Annotated in this window: 18 protein-coding genes and 1 pseudogene; 9 read left to right on the forward strand and 10 right to left on the reverse strand. The window is 52.1% G+C overall.

The features are described 5' to 3' along the window. Positions 1-3 precede the first annotated feature (3 nt). The 5 genes from glpX to tkt form a co-directional block, all read right to left on the reverse strand. Positions 4-975 carry a class II fructose-bisphosphatase gene (glpX, locus tag FDW98_RS01730; protein ID WP_096755762.1) on the reverse strand — a complete coding sequence of 324 codons (972 nt, stop codon included), beginning with the start codon at positions 973-975 and terminating at the stop codon, positions 4-6. Continuing rightward, on the reverse strand, positions 972-2,249 hold the full coding sequence (locus FDW98_RS01735; protein ID WP_096755761.1) for a zinc-binding dehydrogenase: 1,278 nt from the start codon (positions 2,247-2,249) through the stop codon (positions 972-974). Before FDW98_RS01735 ends, glpX begins: the two co-directional genes overlap by 4 nt. Before the next feature lie 24 nt (positions 2,250-2,273). Continuing rightward, positions 2,274-3,650 carry a PTS mannitol transporter subunit IICB gene (locus FDW98_RS01740; protein WP_096755760.1) on the reverse strand — a complete coding sequence of 459 codons (1,377 nt, stop codon included), beginning with the start codon at positions 3,648-3,650 and terminating at the stop codon, positions 2,274-2,276. A gap of 27 nt (positions 3,651-3,677) precedes the next feature. Next, a complete protein-coding gene (gene cmtB / locus FDW98_RS01745) occupies positions 3,678-4,121 on the reverse strand; it encodes a PTS mannitol transporter subunit IIA (protein ID WP_096755759.1) in 444 nt (147 codons plus the stop codon). A gap of 317 nt (positions 4,122-4,438) precedes the next feature. After that, entirely contained in the window at positions 4,439-6,430 is a 1,992-nt protein-coding gene (gene tkt, locus FDW98_RS01750; RefSeq protein WP_096755758.1) for a transketolase, read from the reverse strand. Between the two features lie 279 nt (positions 6,431-6,709). Here tkt and FDW98_RS01755 point away from each other — a divergent pair, with 279 nt between their 5' ends. Then, complete coding sequence (locus tag FDW98_RS01755) at positions 6,710-7,468, forward strand: M48 family metallopeptidase (RefSeq protein WP_096755757.1); 759 nt, start codon at positions 6,710-6,712, stop codon at positions 7,466-7,468. Between the two features lie 95 nt (positions 7,469-7,563). Here the strand turns inward: FDW98_RS01755 and speB are convergent, their stop codons facing one another. From speB to FDW98_RS23765, 4 genes and pseudogenes are all read right to left on the reverse strand, one after another. Continuing rightward, positions 7,564-8,484: an agmatinase gene (gene speB / locus FDW98_RS01760; RefSeq protein ID WP_096755756.1), complete on the reverse strand. Its 921-nt coding sequence runs from the start codon at positions 8,482-8,484 to the stop codon at positions 7,564-7,566. Positions 8,485-8,626: 142 nt separating this feature from the next. After that, positions 8,627-10,603: a biosynthetic arginine decarboxylase gene (gene speA / locus FDW98_RS01765; RefSeq protein WP_096755755.1), complete on the reverse strand. Its 1,977-nt coding sequence runs from the start codon at positions 10,601-10,603 to the stop codon at positions 8,627-8,629. 8 nt (positions 10,604-10,611) lie between these two features. Then, the gene (yqgB, locus tag FDW98_RS01770; RefSeq protein ID WP_096755754.1) at positions 10,612-10,743 is read right to left on the reverse strand and encodes an acid stress response protein YqgB; all 132 of its coding nucleotides are present in this window, start codon (positions 10,741-10,743) and stop codon (positions 10,612-10,614) included. A gap of 91 nt (positions 10,744-10,834) precedes the next feature. Further along, positions 10,835-11,030, reverse strand: a pseudogene (locus tag FDW98_RS23765) (hypothetical protein). Between the two features lie 419 nt (positions 11,031-11,449). Here FDW98_RS23765 and metK point away from each other — a divergent pair. The 3 genes from metK (at position 11,450) to FDW98_RS01785 (ending at position 14,978) form a co-directional block, all read left to right on the forward strand. Beyond that, positions 11,450-12,604, forward strand: a complete 1,155-nt coding sequence (metK, locus tag FDW98_RS01775) for a methionine adenosyltransferase (protein ID WP_096755753.1) — start codon at positions 11,450-11,452, stop codon at positions 12,602-12,604. Between the two features lie 379 nt (positions 12,605-12,983). Next, positions 12,984-14,378, forward strand: a complete 1,395-nt coding sequence (gene galP, locus FDW98_RS01780; protein ID WP_096755752.1) for a galactose/proton symporter — start codon at positions 12,984-12,986, stop codon at positions 14,376-14,378. A gap of 78 nt (positions 14,379-14,456) precedes the next feature. Further along, on the forward strand, positions 14,457-14,978 hold the full coding sequence (locus FDW98_RS01785; protein WP_096755751.1) for a SprT family zinc-dependent metalloprotease: 522 nt from the start codon (positions 14,457-14,459) through the stop codon (positions 14,976-14,978). A gap of 12 nt (positions 14,979-14,990) precedes the next feature. Here the strand turns inward: FDW98_RS01785 and FDW98_RS01790 are convergent, their stop codons facing one another. Continuing rightward, on the reverse strand, positions 14,991-15,866 hold the full coding sequence (locus FDW98_RS01790; RefSeq protein ID WP_096755750.1) for a dihydrodipicolinate synthase family protein: 876 nt from the start codon (positions 15,864-15,866) through the stop codon (positions 14,991-14,993). A 237-nt stretch (positions 15,867-16,103) separates the two neighbouring features. Here FDW98_RS01790 and endA point away from each other — a divergent pair, with 237 nt between their 5' ends. The 5 genes from endA to ruvX all read left to right on the forward strand — a co-directional run bounded on the left by endA (position 16,104) and on the right by ruvX (position 19,732). Then, positions 16,104-16,811 (forward strand): deoxyribonuclease I, encoded by a 708-nt coding sequence (gene endA, locus FDW98_RS01795; RefSeq protein ID WP_096755749.1) that lies wholly within the window; start codon positions 16,104-16,106, stop codon positions 16,809-16,811. A gap of 74 nt (positions 16,812-16,885) precedes the next feature. Then, positions 16,886-17,617 (forward strand): 16S rRNA (uracil(1498)-N(3))-methyltransferase, encoded by a 732-nt coding sequence (rsmE, locus tag FDW98_RS01800; RefSeq protein ID WP_096755748.1) that lies wholly within the window; start codon positions 16,886-16,888, stop codon positions 17,615-17,617. 12 nt (positions 17,618-17,629) lie between these two features. After that, positions 17,630-18,577: a glutathione synthase gene (gene gshB, locus FDW98_RS01805; protein ID WP_096755747.1), complete on the forward strand. Its 948-nt coding sequence runs from the start codon at positions 17,630-17,632 to the stop codon at positions 18,575-18,577. 175 nt (positions 18,578-18,752) lie between these two features. Then, on the forward strand, positions 18,753-19,316 hold the full coding sequence (locus FDW98_RS01810; RefSeq protein ID WP_096755746.1) for a YqgE/AlgH family protein: 564 nt from the start codon (positions 18,753-18,755) through the stop codon (positions 19,314-19,316). Further along, the gene (gene ruvX / locus FDW98_RS01815; RefSeq protein ID WP_096755745.1) at positions 19,316-19,732 is read left to right on the forward strand and encodes a Holliday junction resolvase RuvX; all 417 of its coding nucleotides are present in this window, start codon (positions 19,316-19,318) and stop codon (positions 19,730-19,732) included. The genes FDW98_RS01810 and ruvX overlap by 1 nt, the downstream gene beginning before the upstream one ends. Positions 19,733-19,734 lie beyond the last annotated feature (2 nt).

Consider the following 19,734-nt stretch of genomic DNA (forward strand, 5'->3'; position numbering starts at 1 on the left):
CAATCACCATGAATGCAGAGAGTCTATTATATTACACGTTCGATCTGCGCCGCCGATCAGTAAAGTTTGCGTACGCACACCATTCGTAACCTGTTGGATGCCATTAACAAGATCGCCGCCCGTAACACCCGTCGCACTAAACAGGATGTCATTTCCCCCTACCAACTCGTCGAGGCAGTAGACACGATTCACCTCAACCCCCATCTCAGCGCAGCGCTCACGTTCTCGCATAGCGACCTGACGGTTTTCGGTGGTGTCACCTTTTGCCTCACAGAAATCGATCAGTTCTGCCTGCATATCGCCACCCAGCGCTTTTACCGCGCAGGCCGAGATAACGCCTTCCGGCGCCCCACCAATGGTATACATCAGGTCATAGGCATTGTTTTGCAAACAACTCAGAACACTGGCCGCCACATCACCGTCTGGAAGCGCGAACACCTTCACACCTAACTGTATCGCCTTCGTAATCGCTTCATGCATTCGCGGTTTATCCAGCGTAACCATACGCAGTTTATCCAGCGGTTTACCCAGCGCTTGCGCCACATTGCGTAGGTTATCTGCCAACGGTAACGCCAGGTTAATCGCCCCCACAGCAGACCGGTTAACAACCAGTTTTTTCATATACATATCGGGGGCATGCAACAGGCTGCCCTGAGGTGCAAAAGCCATCACTGCCAGCGCATTACTTTGCCCCATTGCGACCATTCGGGTGCCTTCAATAGGATCGACCGCAATATCCACCTCAGGTCCAACGCCCTTTCCGACTTCCTCACCAATCCACAGCATTGGCGCGTGATCGATCTCCCCCTCGCCGATGACGATCCGTCCCCGAATGGCAATTTCATTTAAGGCAGTTCGCATCGCTGTGACAGCCAGCCCGTCAATTCTGTTCTTATCACCGCAGCCGGTTTGCGGCCAGGCTGCCAGAGCAGCCTGTTCCGTAATACGAAATAGCGGCCATGCCAGAGACATCATGACGCAGCCTCGCCGGTATCAACACCGAATTGTGCCAGCAGGTATCTCTCCGCTTTTTCATTCCAGATACCGTGAGTCTCTTCAACCAGATGCGCCAACTCTTTGAAGAGTGGGTCAGTTTTCCCTTTTTCGGCAAAATCGCTAATCGCCGTCAGCGGCATCGTCACGCCGTTATAGATGAGCTTTTTACCGCCCGGAATATTTGGCAGGTTCAAAACTGCGTCTGGTACTGCGTCAAGCCCGCCAATATGGGTGACCATAAAAGAGGGTTGAAGCTGGCCTGTCGCGCTTAACGCAATGGCCTCTTTCATATCATCCGTTGAACCTCCGGATGTCCCCACCACATGCGTACTGTTGTAGTGCACGTTGTAAAAATTGAACGGTACTTTAAAGTTGCTATCCGTTGGCCCGGCGAAGAAGTTCAGGCAACCATCTTCTGCCAGCAGATCATCCGCCATTTCAATTACGGCCGGAACAGCGGCATAGACAAATACGTCATCAAATCCAGCATCATTGGTTAACGCCCGAAGCTCGGCAGTAGGATCGTTCATCCCCGTAGTGTTCACGTAGATGAGTTCAATTCCTTTTTGTGCCGCCAGTTCAACCGGCAACAGCTTTTTAGCCTGTGCCAGACGCGCTTCATCGATATCAACCACCACCACGCACGACGGCTGGATCGCACCGTTAATGGCATAATCGATCGCACCAATACCCATCGGACCCGCACAGGCTAAGAGTGCGATATTGCCGCCGGGTTTAACCCCCATCCGGTGTTCATAAACATACGGTGTGGTATGGTAATTCGCGTTATACGCGCCAATAATGCAGCACATCGGCTCCGCCAGCGATGCAGCGGCAAAATAGGAACCGTGATACGGTAAAACGCATCCCAGATTAACCGCCACTTCAGGGATAATCATGTAGGTCGCATTGCCGCCAAAAAATTCATAGCTGTAGCCCGCTGAATATCCGCTCGGCAATCCCATGGCGGGTTGCAAAACAAAGCGCTGGTCTTTTTTGTATTTATCGGTCAGATTTTTTCCAACTTCGACAATAATTCCGGCACACTCATGTCCAGTTATAACTGGATGATTTTCCAGATCGTCTGGTACACGTTTATGTTCACTTCCTAGTGCAGCCGCTTTCCAGGTCGATAAACAAACACTATCGGATATAACACTCACTAACAGTTCATTATCTGTAATTTCAGGCAATTCGAACTCACGGATGCGGACATCCCGCTTGCCATATATAGCAGCTACTTTCGTTTTCATATTTACTCCAAAAATTGAACAATGCTAAGCAGTAATTTTCTTAAATAAGTCGTCCAGCAATGGGTCACCAATATAGTTTTTAATCAATATTAAAGGTTTTTCACTTACTCGTTTAACACGACCTTCAAGGCTGGCATGGGTAACGATAATATCTGCATCTTGTGGCACGTTTTCGATAGCATAATGCGTTACATTAATATTCAACCCAGCTTTTTCCAGACGCTTACGGAACGTGGTAGCCCCCATAGCGCTTGACCCCATTCCCGCATCACACACAAAAGCGACTCGTTTAATATTTTTATAAGAAAATTGACCTTCCTGCTTCATCGCCTTCACAGTTCTGGCTGACTCAGAGAATTCATCTTCACTTTCTGTTTCGACGTTCTTTTCCATTTTCAGTATAACGGCGGTAATTACAAAGGTGACAAGCGTACCCGCAGTGACTCCCGCAATGGTTGCCAGGAAAGAACCTTTTGGCGTCAATGCCAGATAAGCGAAAATCGATCCTGGGCTCGGTCCAGCAACAAGCCCACCGTCTAAAAGATGGAATACCCATGTACCGGTCATCCCACCTGCAATCATGCCAACCAGAGTTAACGGTTTCATCAGCACATAAGGGAAATACAGCTCATGAATCCCCCCCAGGAAGTGGATGATCATGGCACCTGGCGCTGACTTCTTACTCATTCCCTTACCAAAGATGGCAAAACCAAGTAACAGACCCAATCCCGGACCGGGGTTAGATGCCACCATAAAGAAAATAGATTTTCCGGTTTCAGATGCCTGTTGCATTCCCAGCGGGTAATACACGCCCTGATCGATAGCGTTATTCAGAAAGAGAATTTTTGCAGGCTCATTAATCACCGATAACAGCGGCAGATAACCCGCATGGACCAGAGATTCTATGCACTCTTTTACAAAGTTGTTGGCAATCAGTACGGCCGGACCGATAACTTCAAATCCCAACAGGCATAACAACATCCCCGCGATCCCCAGAGAGAAGTTATTAATAACCATCTCAAAGCCGGCTGGAATACGTTTTTCAAGCAGACGGTCTATATGTTTAATCACCCAACCACCGAGTGGCCCCATCACCATGGCCCCCAGGAACATGGGAATATCAGCGCCGACAATCACACCAATAGAGCCAATCCCGCCCATAACAGCACCACGCTTACCTCCCACCAGATGTCCCCCAGTGGAACCAATCATGACGGGCAGTAAATAGGTGATCATCGGACCGACAATTTTTGCAAAATGCTCATTCGGCATCCAGCCAGTAGGAATGAATAGTGCCGTTATAAATCCCCAGGCAATAAAAGCCCCGATATTGGGAATGACCATGGCAGTCAAAAACCCACCAAAAGCCTGGACCTTTGCTCGAGCAGACTTGTTTTCCATAATATTATCCTGAAAGGAGAGTGAGAGTTATGCGCTAGCAATAATATCCGCAAGTTGTTTTTCTGACTTAGCGGTTAACAATGCAGACAGAGCTTCCTCTTCACATAACAATTCACTTAATGCCTGAATAGCGCCAATATGTGAATCAGCATTTGCTGCAGACAATCCAATTAACAATTTTACGGGTTCATCATCAACAGCAAACTGAACTTCCTGTTTGAGTAATGTTAATGACATTCCGGTTTTTAACGCACCACATTCTGGGCGAGCATGAGGCATCGCCACACCCGGTGCCAAAATATAATAAGGTCCATTAGTGATGGTTGAGTCCTTAATAGCCTGAATATAATTGGAGTTCACATAATGATGAGTCAGCAAGGAGGACATAGAAAAATCAATTGCTTCCTGCCAATTCTTTGCTGAATTCTTAATTGAGATAGACGACTCAGGGAAGTAATCAATCAGTCGCATAAATTTTCCTTATTTTATTTTTAGGGTACGAGTTATCGTTAAAAATAAAATACTCGCGTGGCAAAATGAAATCAAACTGGAGGGAATACGCATATAGTGAGAAAAAGGATTTTGTAAAACCTTTAAAAACAACAAATTGAGATATGAATTATAAAAAGCAACGTTAATAATGTGATGCGCCCTGCAAATAACAACCGAAGCTAAATATTGTATTTGTGACTCAGATCCACAATAAGAGGTTGCACAGATAAAAATAAATCACTTTTTGATAAAAAAACGGGCCGCCTGAGCGACCCGTTATACCGTTGTAATCGTAATTACAGCAGTTCTTTGGCTTTCGCAACCACGTTGTCTACGGTGAAGCCAAACTCTTCAAACAGCAGCTCAGCCGGAGCAGACTCACCAAAGGTGGTCATACCGATGATAGCGCCGTTCAGGCCCACGTATTTGAACCAGTAGTCCGCGATACCCGCTTCAATTGCCACGCGAGCAGAGACAGCTTTCGGCAGCACGGATTCGCGGTAAGCGGCATCCTGCTTGTCGAATGCATCGGTAGACGGCATGGAGACCACGCGCGCTTTAACGCCTTCCGCCGTCAGTTTGTCCCATGCAGCCACCGCCAGTTCAACTTCAGAACCGGTAGCAATGAAGATCAGCTCAGGCTGGCCAGCGCAATCTTTCAGCACGTAACCACCGCGTGCGATGTTTGCCAGCTGCTCTTCAGTACGTTCCTGCTGTGCCAGGTTCTGACGGGAGAGGATCAGCGCGGTCGGACCGTCCTGACGCTCAACGCCGTATTTCCACGCTACCGCAGATTCAACCTGGTCACATGGACGCCACGTGCTCATGTTCGGGGTCACGCGCAGGGAAGCAACCTGCTCTACCGGCTGGTGAGTCGGGCCATCTTCGCCCAAACCGATGGAATCGTGGGTATAGACCATCACTTGACGCTGTTTCATGAGTGCCGCCATACGCACCGCATTACGGGCATATTCAACGAACATCAGGAAGGTAGAGGTGTACGGCAGGAAACCACCGTGCAGCGCGATACCGTTAGCGATAGCGGTCATACCGAATTCACGAACACCGTAATGGATGTAGTTACCAGCAGCGTCTTCGTTAATGGCTTTAGAACCAGACCAGATAGTCAGGTTAGATGGGGCGAGGTCAGCGGAACCACCGAGGAATTCTGGCAGTAAAGGACCAAACGCTTCAATAGCGTTCTGGGATGCTTTACGGCTGGCGATTTTGGACGGATTGGCCTGCAGTTTAGCAATGAACTCATTCGCTTTCGCATCGAAGTCAGACGGCATTTCACCTTTCATACGACGGGTGAATTCAGCGGCTTCCTGCGGGAAGGCTTTCGCATAGGCAGCGAATTTCTCGTTCCACGCCGCTTCTTTAACCTGACCTGCTTCTTTCGCATCCCACTGCGCGTAGATTTCAGACGGGATTTCAAACGGCGCGTATTTCCAGCCCAGCTGCTCGCGGGTCAGTGCAATTTCTGCGTCGCCCAGCGGTGCACCGTGAGAGTCGTGGGTGCCAGCTTTGTTCGGGGAACCGAAACCGATGATGGTTTTGCACATCAGCAGGGACGGTTTGTCGGTCACTGCGCGGGCTTCTTCTACTGCGCGCTTAATCGCATCAGCATCATGGCCATCAACGCCACGCACCACGTGCCAGCCGTAAGCTTCGAAACGCTTCGCGGTGTCATCAGTGAACCAGCCTTCAACGTGACCATCGATAGAAATACCGTTGTCATCGTAGAACGCAATCAGTTTGCCCAGCTTCAGCGTACCAGCCAGAGAACATACCTCGTGAGAGATACCTTCCATCATGCAGCCGTCGCCCATGAAGGCGTAGGTGAAGTGGTCAACAATGTCGTGACCTGGACGGTTAAACTGCGCCGCCAGCGTTTTTTCAGCGATAGCCATACCCACCGCGTTAGCGATACCCTGACCCAGCGGACCGGTAGTCGTTTCCACACCCGCGGTATAACCCACTTCCGGGTGACCCGGCGTTTTAGAGTGCAGCTGACGGAAGTTCTGCAGCTCGGACATCGGCAGGTCGTAGCCGGAGAGGTGCAGCAAACTATAAATCAGCATTGAGCCGTGACCGTTTGACAGCACGAAGCGGTCACGGTCAGCCCAGGACGGGTTATTTGGGTTGTGGTTCAGGAAATCACGCCACAGGACTTCGGCAATGTCAGCCATACCCATCGGGGCACCCGGGTGACCGGATTTGGCTTTCTGTACTGCGTCCATGCTCAGCGCACGAATAGCATTGGCAAGCTCTTTACGTGAGGACATTTTGACTCCAGATCGGATAATGAAGGCTGTGCCCGGAACGACTTGACGACAGAGCGTTTTGGGCTACGCCGGAAAAAAGTGCCAACAATGTAACCCAAGCCGCGTGCCATGTACATGGAGCATCCTTTTGCCGCTTCAGAAATCTCTGGATAATGCGTATATGTTGCGCAATCTTCTCGCCCGCTTGTTGTTCTTTTCTTTATACTTAGGTTGAGCGTCGCATTACCTGCAAACGACGCATTTTTTAGAATAATCCTGACTTCGTGCGGAAGAGAAAAAATGAAAATTCGCGCTTTACTGCTTGCTATGAGCATGGCAACGGCATTGACCGGCTGCCAGAATATGGACTCCAACGGACTACTTTCATCTGGCGCGGGCGCTTTCCAGGCCTACAGCCTGAGCGATGCGCAAGTCATCGCACTGAGCAACCAGGCCTGTCAGGATATGGACAGCAAAGCGACCATTGCTCCTGCCAGCAGTGAATATACCAAACGACTGAGCAAAATCGCCGCTGCGCTAGGCGATAACATCAACGGACAGCCGGTGAATTACAAAGTCTATGTGGCGAAAGACGTCAACGCGTTTGCGATGGCAAATGGCTGCATCCGCGTGTACAGCGGCCTGATGGATATGATGACCGATAACGAAGTTGAGGCGGTTATTGGTCACGAAATGGGCCACGTTGCGCTGGGTCACGTGAAGAAAGGAATGCAAGTTGCGCTGGGAACCAACGCCGTGCGTGCCGCAGCGGCCTCTGCGGGCGGCATCGTCGGCAGCTTGTCGCAGTCTCAGCTTGGCGATCTGGGAGAAAAACTGGTGAACTCGCAGTTCTCCCAACGTCAGGAATCCGAAGCGGATGATTACTCGTATGATTTGTTGCGCAAACGCGGTATTAATCCGGCAGGCTTAGCCACCAGCTTTGAGAAACTGGCAAAACTGGAAGCCGGTCGTCAAAGCTCAATGTTTGACGACCATCCAGCCTCCGCAGAACGTGCGCAGCATATTCGCGATCGCATGAGCGCGGACGGGATCAAATAACCGTTAATCGTGCCGGATGCGGCGTTGCCTTTCCGGCCTACAGCTGGTTTATACACGTAGGCCGGATAAGCGCAGCGCCATCCGGCAAAAACAACTTATTCGCCTTTCTTCGCCGCCTGGATATACAACATCTCCAGTGCCAGCGTTGCTGCTGCCAGCGCGGTGATCTCAGACTGATCGTAGGCCGGGGCCACTTCGACTACATCCATCCCGACAATATTCAGATCCTTCAGGCCACGCACCAGTTTGATCGCACGATCCGACGTCAGACCGCCGATCACTGGCGTACCCGTACCCGGAGCAAACGCCGGATCCAGGCAGTCGATATCAAAGGTCAGGTAAACCGGCATGTCACCGACAATCTGCTTCACCTGCGCGATGATGTCATCCACGCTGCGATCGTTCACCTGGCAGGCATCCAGTACGGTAAAGCCGTTGTCTTTGTCAAACTCGGTCCGAATACCGATCTGCACGGAATGGTTAGGATCGATCAGGCCTTCGTTCGGCGCGGTATAGAACATGGTGCCGTGGTCAAATTCACAGCCGTTAGCATAGGTGTCGGTGTGGGCATCAAAGTGCACCAGCGCCATTTTACCAAAGTGCTTAGCGTGTGCGCGCAGCAGCGGCAGCGTAACGAAGTGGTCACCGCCGAAGGAGAGCATGCGCTTGCCGGCAGAAAGCAGCTTTTCAGCATGCGCCTGCAATTTTTCACTCATTTCACGCGCATCGCCAAACGCATACACCAGATCGCCGCAGTCCACGACGTTCAGGCGTTCACGCATGTCAAAATTCCACGGGAAGCGGTTGTGCTCCCAGGCCAGATTAGTCGACACCTGACGGATCGCTGCCGGACCATGACGTCCACCCGCACGACCAGACGTCGCCATATCAAACGGTACGCCGGTAATAACCCAGTCGGCATCGCTGTCGTAGGGCTGGAAATTCATCGGCAGACGTAAAAAACCAAAGGCGTTAGAAACCAGGGAGTTGTCGTATTGATGACCTAAGGTGCTCATGTACTGACCTCTTATAAAATCGGTGAAAAAAAATCCCCTCCGCGTCGTTAAGCCCGACGAGGAAGGGATTGATTTACGTGACTACGTGTATGGGCGAATTATCGCCGTTAATTTGTCCAGGTTCAAGCGACCCAGAACAACCTTACTCGTCTTCGAGATAGGTATAGCCGTACAGTCCAGCCTCGAACTCTTCGAGGAACTGCTGTTGCAGCGCATCGTCCAGATCGGTCTGTTTAACCTGATCGCGGAAGTGGGTCAGCAACGTTTTTGGATCCAGCTGCACGTACTGCAGCATGTCTGCGACAGTATCCCCTTCATCAGACAGCTCAACTTCTACGCTGCCGTCAGGGAAGACGAACACGTCGACCGCTTCGGTATCACCGAACAGGTTATGCATGTTGCCAAGGATTTCCTGGTACGCGCCGACCATAAAGAAGCCCAGCATCGGCGGGTTCTCCGGATCGTACTCCGGCATCGGCATGGTGGTAGCAATACCATCGCCGTCAACATAATGGTCGATAGCGCCATCAGAGTCGCAGGTAATATCCAGCAGCACCGCACGGCGCTCAGGGACCTGGTTCAGTCCTTCCAGCGGCATGACCGGGAACAGCTGATCGATCCCCCACGCATCCGGCATCGACTGGAACAATGAGAAGTTGACGTAAATCTTATCCGCCATACGCTCCTGCAGTTCGTCGATGATCGGACGGTGCGCGCGGTTGCTCGGGTCGAGTTGTTTCTGCACGTCATGGCACATGTTCAGATACAGCTGCTCTGCCCACGCGCGCTCCTGCAGGCTGAAGGTTCCGGATGAATAGCCAATGTGAACATCGTGCAAATCCATCTGACTGTCGTGCAGCCATTCACGCAGCGAACGGCGGGTGCCCGGTTCGTGCATCTCCTGCCAGGTTTCCCACATGCTTTGCAGGGCACGCGGCGCATCGTCAGCCGGAGGCGTAGCTTCGGTGTGTTCGCTACGCTCAACGCCGATGATGTTAGACACCAGCACGGTATGGTGCGCGGTTACCGCACGACCGGACTCGGTAATTACCGTCGGATGCGGCAGGCCGTGTTCTTCACAGGCATCGCCAATCGCCCAGATAATATTGTTGGCGTATTCGTTCAGACCGTAGTTGACCGAACAGTCAGACTGCGAGCGTGTCCCTTCATAGTCCACGCCGAGGCCACCACCCACATCGAAGCACTGGATGTTTACGCCCAGTTTGTGCAGCTCAACGTAGAAACGCGCAGATTCACGTACGCCGGTGGCGATATCGCGAATGTTCGCCATCTGTGAACCGAGATGGAAGTGCAGCAATTGAATGCTGTCCAGACGACCGCGTTCGCGCAGAATTTCCACCAGTTGCAGTACCTGGTTCGCCGCCAGGCCGAACTTGGATTTTTCACCACCGGAGGACTGCCATTTACCGGAACCTTGCGAGGCCAGACGCGCACGCACGCCCAGACGCGGGACCACATTCAGCCGTTCGGCTTCATCCAGCACGATCGCGATTTCAGACATCTTCTCAATGACCAGATAGACCTTGTGGCCCATCTTCTCGCCAATCAGCGCCAGACGAATGTATTCACGGTCTTTGTAACCATTACAGACAATCACGCTGCGGGTCATGCCCGCATGCGCCAGAACCGCCATCAGTTCGGCCTTAGAACCGGCTTCCAGTCCAAGCGGCTCACCGGAGTGAATCAGCGATTCAATCACACGACGGTGCTGATTAACCTTGATCGGATAAACGAGGAAATAATCCCCCTTGTAGCCGTAAGATTCGCGGGCGCGTTTGAATGCGGCGTTAATCGAACGCAGACGGTGTTGCAGGATCTGTGGGAAACAGAACAGCGCAGGCAAACGTTGCCCCTGCGCTTCGCGAGCTTTTACCAGCTCGGCAAGATCAACACGTGCTTCCGGGACGTCAGGGTCCGGACACACGCTGATGTGACCGAGTTCGTTGACGTCATAGTAGTTATTACCCCACCAGGCAATATTGTAGGTACGCAGCATCTTGCTGGCTTCCTGGGAACTCATTGCAACCTCCTGCATGGAGCGTAGTACACCCTGTCCGCCTGCTGACGAAGGCGAACCCATAGAAATGTCGTCAGACATAGCGAACCTCAGATTTTATTAACAAGTGTAAAACAGTTGACTACTATCGCAATCCGAAGAGGCGATAACAACCCATAAACAGGCAGATTTTCCAGCAGATAGTGCTGACGCTCCGACTGTGCGACCGGTTTCTTTATCATTTCATTGTAAACACGTTACCGAACGTAATACTGACAGTTCGGCGAAACCACGAGAAAACTCTTGTTTACCAAGAGCGCCCTTGTTCAGTCCTTAGTGACCGTTACCGGCTCTTGAGTCCTGAGATACGCCGAGATGGGTATACACTTCATCCTTCATGCAGCCTCGACGCAGCATGAATGATTTTATGTATATAACATCGACAGGTATGCAAAGCAGAGATGCAGATTGCGGGGGACATATGCACACCTGAACGGTGTGGCAGATTCAGCAGAATACAACGGTTCATTATCTCGTATCACCTCCACGGTCGCTCCAGACGGAACGAACCCACAAGCCAAAGCTAAAGTGTTAACCCGGCTGGAAGTGGCGACACGATGAAAACGTCGTGTGCTTTTTGTATAAGCCGCGCGCCGCGTTTTATACCGATAAGAGTACGAAAAAGCAAAAGATAAATACGCGCATTGCCAGCACCGTCAGGAAAAATTTCCAGTTACATTTTCGGTACAATGCGACTGTAGTCAAAAAAAGCTGGAAATCGGGCGAAGAACTGTCCTAAAATAGCCGTCCAGATGTTAATCCATCTATACCGATTAACACTCAGACTGCCAGTGTCCGAAATCTGCAGACTCATGGTAGAATCTTCTACACATAGCTATTCCACTCGACAGTTTGAGCTAACCAAATTCTCCTTAGGTGAAATTAAATATGGCAAAACACCTTTTTACGTCCGAGTCCGTATCAGAAGGGCATCCTGACAAAATCGCTGACCAAATCTCTGATGCCGTGCTGGATGCAATCCTCGAACAGGATCCGAAAGCGCGCGTCGCCTGCGAAACCTATGTCAAAACCGGCATGGTTTTAGTTGGCGGTGAAATCACCACCAGCGCATGGGTCGATATCGAAGAGATCACGCGTAATACAGTTCGCGAAATTGGCTATGTGCATTCCGACATGGGCTTTGACGCCAACTCTTGCGCGGTACTGAGCGCTATCGGTAAACAGTCCCCGGATATCAACCAGGGCGTTGACCGTGCCGATCCGTTGGAACAGGGCGCGGGCGATCAGGGCCTGATGTTTGGTTATGCGACCAACGAAACCGACGTGTTGATGCCGGCGCCAATCACTTACGCTCACCGTCTGGTACAGCGTCAGGCTGAAGTGCGTAAAAACGGCACATTGCCGTGGCTGCGCCCGGATGCGAAAAGCCAGGTCACCTTCCAGTATGACGATGGCAAAATTGTCGGTATTGATGCGGTGGTTCTGTCTACTCAGCACTCTCAAGATGTTGACCAGAAAACACTGCAAGAAGCAGTGATGGAAGAGATCATCAAGCCGGTACTGCCGACCGAGTGGTTGAGCGCATCGACCAAATTCTTCATCAACCCAACCGGCCGTTTCGTTATCGGTGGCCCAATGGGTGACTGCGGTCTGACCGGTCGTAAGATCATCGTTGATACCTACGGCGGCATGGCGCGTCACGGTGGCGGCGCATTCTCAGGTAAAGATCCGTCTAAAGTTGACCGTTCTGCAGCCTACGCAGCCCGCTATGTCGCGAAAAACATCGTGGCTGCCGGTCTGGCTGACCGCTGTGAGATTCAGGTTTCCTACGCTATTGGCGTGGCAGAACCAACCTCCATCATGGTTGAAACCTTCGGTACTGAAAAAGTGCCTTCTGAGCAGTTGACCCTGCTGGTACGCGAGTTCTTCGATCTGCGTCCATACGGCCTGATCCAGATGCTGGATCTGCTGCACCCGATCTATAAAGAAACCGCAGCCTACGGCCACTTTGGTCGCGAACATTTCCCATGGGAAAAAACCGACAAAGCGCAGCAGCTGCGCGAAGCTGCCGGACTGAAGTAATTTACTGAATACCCCCCGCTTACCAGGACCAGCCTTAAGGCTGGTCTTTTTTTAGCTGTACCTTAACGTCCCTCTCCTCCCTGACTTCAATGCAAATGAAAGCGATTACATCCAGTCATTATCATAATGAATTGATTTTACATCCCTTAATTTCTGCACTTTCATTATTGTTACATTACTTTTCAGTATCGTCTTAATTCCAGGCAATCACTCATTTTTCATTTTTATGAAACTGTATATTTTTCAAATAATTAACCTATAACAGTCGTGACTGCCAGTGTAAGCGATTACACTAATGTGATATTAATCTCATTTTTTCACCCCGTACTCACCTACCCTTAACATCAACAAAAATAAGTTACCCAACCTGGAGGGCATCATGCCTGGGAATAAAAAACAGGGGCGTTCCAACAAAGCCATGACATTTTTTGTCTGCTTTCTTGCCGCCCTCGCAGGATTACTTTTTGGCCTGGATATCGGCGTGATTGCCGGTGCATTACCGTTCATCACCGACGAGTTTCAAATTACCCCGCACACTCAGGAATGGGTGGTCAGCTCGATGATGTTTGGCGCAGCTGTAGGTGCTGTCGGCAGCGGCTGGCTCTCCTTCAAGCTGGGACGTAAAAAAAGCCTGATGATCGGCGCGATCCTGTTTGTCGCCGGCTCGCTGTTCTCCGCCGCGGCGCCTAACGTGGAAGTACTGCTTCTCTCCCGTATCCTGCTGGGTCTGGCCGTGGGCGTTGCGTCTTACACTGCGCCACTGTATCTGTCTGAAATTGCACCGGAAAAAATTCGTGGCAGTATGATTTCCATGTATCAGCTGATGATTACCATCGGGATCCTCGGGGCCTATCTATCCGATACCGCCTTTAGCTATAGCGGTGCATGGCGCTGGATGCTGGGCGTGATCATCATTCCTGCCCTGCTGCTGCTGGTTGGCGTGTTCTTCCTGCCGGACAGCCCGCGCTGGTTCGCCGCTAAACGTCGCTTCGTCGATGCCGAACGCGTGCTGTTGCGTCTTCGTGATACCAGTGCAGAAGCGAAACGCGAGCTGGATGAAATTCGTGAAAGCCTGCAGGTAAAACAAAGCGGTTGGGCGCTGTTTAAAGAAAACAGCAACTTCCGCCGCGCGGTATTCCTTGGCGTACTGTTACAGGTGATGCAGCAGTTCACCGGGATGAACGTCATCATGTACTACGCACCAAAAATCTTTGAACTGGCGGGCTATACCAACACCACCGAGCAGATGTGGGGCACCGTTATCGTGGGTTTGACCAACGTGCTGGCGACCTTTATCGCCATTGGCCTGGTTGACCGCTGGGGCCGTAAACCGACGCTGATCCTCGGCTTTATCGTGATGGCTATCGGTATGGGCGTGCTGGGCACAATGATGCACATTGGTATCCACTCCGCTGCCGCCCAGTACTTTGCCGTCCTGATGCTGCTGATGTTTATCGTTGGCTTCGCGATGAGTGCCGGTCCGCTGATTTGGGTACTGTGCTCTGAAATCCAGCCGCTGAAAGGCCGCGATTTCGGTATCACCTGCTCTACCGCAACCAACTGGATTGCCAACATGATCGTCGGCGCAACCTTCCTGACGATGCTGAACTCGCTGGGCAGCGCCAACACCTTCTGGGTCTATGGCGGCCTGAACGTCCTGTTCATCTTCCTGACCTTGTGGCTGATTCCGGAAACCAAAAACGTCTCCCTGGAACACATTGAACGTAACCTGATGAAAGGCCGTAAACTGCGCGAAATTGGCGCACACGACTAATCACCTGCGGCTTCCTCCCCTCGCGGGGGGAAGCCTGCCTCTTGCAGTCCTTTTCCTGTCGCACTATCCTCTGGCGTTATGAAAACCTCTCGTCTCCCCATCGCCATCCAGCAAGCCGTTATGCGCAGCCTGCGGGAAAAACTTGCCCTCGCCAATCTCAAGCTCGAACGCAATTATCCGGAACCTAAGCTTGTGTACCAACAGCGCGGCACTGCTGCGGGTACAGCGTGGCTGCAAAGCAATGAAATTCGCCTCAACCCGGTGCTGCTGATGGAAAACGTCGAGGCGTTTATCAACGAGGTCGTACCGCATGAACTGGCACATTTGCTGGTGTGGAAGCACTTTGGCCGCGTACCGCCTCACGGGAAAGAGTGGAAATGGATGATGGAAAGCGTGCTGGGCGTTCCGGCCCGGCGTACGCATCAGTTCGAACTGCAATCCGTGCAGCGCAATACCTTTACTTACCGCTGCAAGTGCCAGGAGCATCAGTTGACCGTCCGCCGACATAACCGCATTGTGCGCGGTGAGGCCACCTACCGCTGTGTCCACTGTGGCGAACCGTTGATTCCCGGGCCACAGGAAAACCCGGCGAAGACCTGACATCCTCGTTCATCAATCCAAAAAAGATAATGAACTCAACGTTTCCTGCAATAAGAGCCTTTCCTCCCCCTTCAGCGTTTGCAGCGGAAAGGGGAGACAAGGCGCAGACACTTTCCCCATCATTTCTGCCACCGTCGCGATCACCCTCAGGCTACCGTGCCGTTGATAAAAGGCCCACAGAGGCTGGAGCGCGCTATCCAGTTGCCGGGTTTTGACGTGATCTCCCGTCAACGCGGCATTGGCTAAAGCACGTGAATAATGCGGGAACAAGCCTGCCAGGACGGAATACCAGACATCGCCTCCGGCTAACAGCCCTGAGGCAGCCTGACCGTCGCCACTGACACCAATAGAGACGCCTGCCGGAAGACTGTTTTTTAGCCTGGTGATCCGTTCAGAGGTGAATGAAGCCAGTTTAATCGAACCAATAGCCGGTAAATTTGACAGCGAGATAAGCAGGTCATCGCTAAATTCAAACCCGGTGGTGGCGGGATTGTCATAAATACATAGCGGCACCGACAGCTCACGAGTGACTCGATCGTACAGATCAAAAACTTCATCCACGTTCAGCCGCTGGTAAGAGACCGGGGCCATCAAAACGCCGCTGACACCCGCCTGCTGCGCATCATCGATAAGGTGCAGAATTTCTTCGACTCGTACGCTGCCAATACTGGTAATAACGGGGATACCAGATGCCGCCTCAAACGCAAGCCGGGTAACGCGTAGGCGCTGCTCACGCGTCAGGTAGGCATAGCTCCCGGTAGAACCCAGTACACCGATGGAATCAACGCCGGCACCGGCAATATTCTCAATCAGAGAAAGCCATGTATTTTCATCAACCTCACCCGCCCTCAGCGGCGTAAGCGGAAACGCGCTCAACCCTTTCTTCATCTTTTTCCCCGGTCATTAATTCGATAGAAACGGTTGTTATCTGGGCAATCTGCGCAACGCCCTGGTTCGCGCTCGTGACACGCTACTGTATGAGCTGGCACGCTAAACAAGCAAACAATAATCCGCCGATAGCGCCTTGTTACTCAAAAGTAATTTCTGGAACTTATATGATTTAGCTGATTGCATCTGCCCGACGCTTTCGTTACGTTGCGGGCTCGTTTTGACACGGAGTGTGTGATGTACCGTAATCTTTCTATGGCAGTGGCGTTATTGGCTACTGCACTCTCTGGCCCGGCATTCGCCGAAGGTATCAAAAGTTTCTCCCAGGCGAAAGCCGCTGGTGTAAAAGTTAATGCCGATGCGCCCGGCGATTTCTACTGCGGCTGTAAAATTAACTGGCAGGGCAAAAAAGGGGTCGTGGATCTTGAGTCCTGCGGCTATAAAGTGCGGAAAAACGAAAACCGTGCCAGCCGTATTGAATGGGAACACGTGGTTCCGGCCTGGCAATTTGGTCATCAACGCCAGTGCTGGCAGGACGGTGGACGTAAAAATTGCGCCAAAGATCCGGTCTATCGCAAGATGGAAAGCGATATGCACAACCTGCAACCGGCAGTGGGTGAAGTAAATGGCGATCGCGCGAACTTTATGTACAGCCAGTGGAACGGCGGTGAAGGCCAGTATGGGCAGTGTGACATGAAGGTCGATTTCAAAGAAAAAGTGGCTGAGCCGCCTGCGCGCGCTCGCGGCGCCATCGCGCGCACCTATTTTTACATGCGCGACCAGTACAACCTGACGCTTTCCCGCCAGCAAACCCAGCTTTTTAACGCCTGGAATAAACAGTATCCGGTGACCGACTGGGAGTGCGAACGCGACGAACGTATTGCGAAGGTACAGGGCAACCATAACCCATACGTGCAACGCGCTTGCCAGGCGCAAAAGAGCTAACCTACACTAGCGTCAATATTTTAACCCATGCCCTGCCGTTTTGTCGGTCAGGGCCATGACGCGGATGGTTAACTATGCGCATTCCTCGCATTTATCACCCTGAACCACTCACGGCAGGCAGTCAAATTTCACTGTGTGAAGATGCCGCCAACCATATCGGTCGCGTGCTGCGCATGGGACCGGGCCAGGCTCTTCAACTATTTGACGGCAGCAACCAGGTGTTTGACGCCGAGATCACCCACGCCAGCAAGAAAAGCGTGGATGTGAAGATACTGAGCGCCGAACTCGACGATCGCGAATCTCCCTTGCATATTCATCTTGGGCAGGTGATGTCGCGCGGTGAAAAAATGGAATTTACTATCCAGAAATCGATTGAACTGGGTGTAAGCCTCATTACGCCACTTTTTTCTGAGCGCTGCGGCGTTAAACTGGACAGTGAACGCTTGAACAAGAAGCTCCAGCAGTGGCAGAAAATTGCGATTGCCGCCTGCGAGCAATGCGGTCGTAACCGGGTGCCTGAAATTCGCCCGGCAATGGATCTGGAAGCCTGGTGTGCCGAGCAGGACGAGGGGCTAAAACTGAACCTGCACCCACGCGCCAGCGCCAGTATTAACACGCTTCCGCTGCCGGTAGAGCGCATCCGGCTGCTGATTGGACCTGAAGGCGGGCTGTCGGCAGATGAAATTGCCATGACTGCACGTTATCAGTTTACTGATATTCTGTTAGGACCTCGCGTTCTGCGTACTGAGACAACTGCGCTCACCGCCATTACCGCGCTACAGGTGCGATTTGGCGATCTGGGCTAACGGAGAAGAACAATGATCAAGCTCGGCATCGTGATGGATCCCATCGCAAGCATCAACATCAAGAAAGATTCCAGCTTTGCTATGCTGCTGGAAGCACAACGTCGTGGTTACGAACTTCACTATATGGAGATGGCCGATCTTTATCTGATTAACGGTGAAGCCCGCGCCCGCACGCGTACCCTGAGCGTAGAGCAGAACTACGACAAATGGTATGAGTTCAACAGCGAACACGATCTACCACTGGCTGACCTGGACGTCATTCTGATGCGTAAGGATCCGCCGTTTGATACCGAGTTCATCTACGCCACCTATATTCTGGAGCGTGCAGAAGAGCAAGGGACGCTGATCGTGAACAAACCGCAGAGCCTGCGCGATTGTAACGAAAAGCTGTTCACCGCCTGGTTCGCGGACCTGACGCCAGAAACGCTGGTCACGCGTAACAAAGCGCAGCTGAAAGCCTTCTGGCAAAAACACAGCGATATCATTCTCAAGCCGCTGGACGGCATGGGCGGTGCATCGATCTTCCGCGTGAAGGAAGGCGATCCGAACCTCGGTGTAATTGCCGAAACGCTGACCGAACACGGTACCCGCTACTGCATGGCGCAGAACTACCTGCCGGCGATTAAAGACGGCGACAAACGTGTACTGGTGGTCGATGGCGAACCCGTTCCCTACTGCCTGGCACGCATTCCACAGGGCGGTGAAACCCGTGGTAATCTGGCGGCCGGTGGCCGTGGCGAACCTCGTCCGCTGACCGACAGCGACTGGGAAATTGCACGTCGTATCGGGCCAACGCTGAAAGCCAAAGGACTGATTTTTGTCGGTCTGGATATCATCGGCGATCGCCTGACGGAAATTAACGTCACCAGCCCAACCTGTATTCGCGAAATTGAGGCGGAGTTCCCGGTGTCCATTACCGGTATGCTGATGGATGCCATTGAAGCTCGCTTAGCCAAGTAAACCTGCGCCGGATGACGACGCCACGGTGTCTTATCCGGCCTACAATTGCACCCCGTTGGCCGGATAAGGCGAAGCCGATATCCGGCAATGTTATTTTCAGAGGGTGACAACTTAACGCTTTCCTCGCATACTGACCGTTGTTGCTTTTTTGAACCAGGAAACAGAACCTCTGACAATGAATTTACAGCATCACTTTCTTATTGCCATGCCTGCTCTCCAGGATCCGATTTTCCGCCGTTCCGTGGTCTACATTTGCGAACATAATGAAAATGGCGCAATGGGGATTATTGTCAATAAACCCCTGGAAAACTTACAGATTGCAGGGATTCTGGAAAAGCTGAAGATTACCCCTGAGACACGCGATCCGGCGATTCGCCTGGATAAAGCCGTGATGCTCGGAGGCCCGTTAGCAGAAGAGCGTGGGTTTATTTTGCATACCCCTCCTTCACGCTTCGCCTCCAGCATTCGTATTTCGGACAACACCATTATCACTACTTCCCGCGATGTACTGGAAACCTTAGGCACTCAGGAACAACCTTCCGAGGTACTGGTCGCCCTGGGGTATTCATCATGGGAAAAAGGCCAACTGGAGCAAGAGTTGCTGGATAACGCCTGGCTCACCGCCCCCGCGGATCTCAATATTCTGTTTAAAACGCCGATTGCCGACCGCTGGCGCGACGCGGCCAAACTTATCGGGATCGATATCCTGACCATGCCTGGCGTGGCGGGACACGCATAATGAGCGAAACATTACTCTCCTTTGATTTTGGGACCAAAAGTATTGGCGTGGCGATTGGTCAGCGCATTACAGGTACTGCCAGACCGCTGCCTGCTATCAAAGCGCAGGACGGCACGCCAGACTGGAACGTGATTGAACGCCTGCTAAAAGAGTGGCAACCAGATGAAATCATTGTCGGTCTGCCGCTCAATATGGACGGCACCGAGCAGCCGCTTACTGCGCGCGCGCGCAAGTTTGCCAACCGTATTCATGGCCGCTTTGGCGTCACGGTCACGCTGCACGACGAACGTCTGAGCACCGTCGAAGCACGCTCCGGCCTGTTTGAGCAAGGCGGGTACCGCGCGCTGAATAAAGGCAAAGTCGACTCCGCGTCTGCCGTCGTTATTCTCGAAAGTTATTTCGAACAAGGTTACTAAGG

The sequence above is a fragment of the Citrobacter sp. wls711 genome (genome assembly GCF_005281055.1).
Lineage (GTDB): Bacteria > Pseudomonadota > Gammaproteobacteria > Enterobacterales > Enterobacteriaceae > Citrobacter > Citrobacter gillenii.

Bases quoted from the DNA above. Each gene is read 5' to 3' on its own strand.
- glpX (WP_096755762.1), bottom strand. From the start codon at position 975: ATGATGTCTCTGGCATGGCCGCTATTTCGTATTACGGAACAGGCTGCT.
- FDW98_RS01735 (WP_096755761.1), bottom strand. From the start codon at position 2,249: ATGAAAACGAAAGTAGCTGCTATATATGGCAAGCGGGATGTCCGCATC.
- FDW98_RS01740 (WP_096755760.1), bottom strand. From the start codon at position 3,650: ATGGAAAACAAGTCTGCTCGAGCAAAGGTCCAGGCTTTTGGTGGGTTT.
- cmtB (WP_096755759.1), bottom strand. From the start codon at position 4,121: ATGCGACTGATTGATTACTTCCCTGAGTCGTCTATCTCAATTAAGAAT.
- tkt (WP_096755758.1), bottom strand. From the start codon at position 6,430: ATGTCCTCACGTAAAGAGCTTGCCAATGCTATTCGTGCGCTGAGCATG.
- FDW98_RS01755 (WP_096755757.1), top strand. From the start codon at position 6,710: ATGAAAATTCGCGCTTTACTGCTTGCTATGAGCATGGCAACGGCATTG.
- speB (WP_096755756.1), bottom strand. From the start codon at position 8,484: ATGAGCACCTTAGGTCATCAATACGACAACTCCCTGGTTTCTAACGCC.
- speA (WP_096755755.1), bottom strand. From the start codon at position 10,603: ATGTCTGACGACATTTCTATGGGTTCGCCTTCGTCAGCAGGCGGACAG.
- yqgB (WP_096755754.1), bottom strand. From the start codon at position 10,743: ATGATAAAGAAACCGGTCGCACAGTCGGAGCGTCAGCACTATCTGCTG.
- metK (WP_096755753.1), top strand. From the start codon at position 11,450: ATGGCAAAACACCTTTTTACGTCCGAGTCCGTATCAGAAGGGCATCCT.
- galP (WP_096755752.1), top strand. From the start codon at position 12,984: ATGCCTGGGAATAAAAAACAGGGGCGTTCCAACAAAGCCATGACATTT.
- FDW98_RS01785 (WP_096755751.1), top strand. From the start codon at position 14,457: ATGAAAACCTCTCGTCTCCCCATCGCCATCCAGCAAGCCGTTATGCGC.
- FDW98_RS01790 (WP_096755750.1), bottom strand. From the start codon at position 15,866: ATGAAGAAAGGGTTGAGCGCGTTTCCGCTTACGCCGCTGAGGGCGGGT.
- endA (WP_096755749.1), top strand. From the start codon at position 16,104: ATGTACCGTAATCTTTCTATGGCAGTGGCGTTATTGGCTACTGCACTC.
- rsmE (WP_096755748.1), top strand. From the start codon at position 16,886: ATGCGCATTCCTCGCATTTATCACCCTGAACCACTCACGGCAGGCAGT.
- gshB (WP_096755747.1), top strand. From the start codon at position 17,630: ATGATCAAGCTCGGCATCGTGATGGATCCCATCGCAAGCATCAACATC.
- FDW98_RS01810 (WP_096755746.1), top strand. From the start codon at position 18,753: ATGAATTTACAGCATCACTTTCTTATTGCCATGCCTGCTCTCCAGGAT.
- ruvX (WP_096755745.1), top strand. From the start codon at position 19,316: ATGAGCGAAACATTACTCTCCTTTGATTTTGGGACCAAAAGTATTGGC.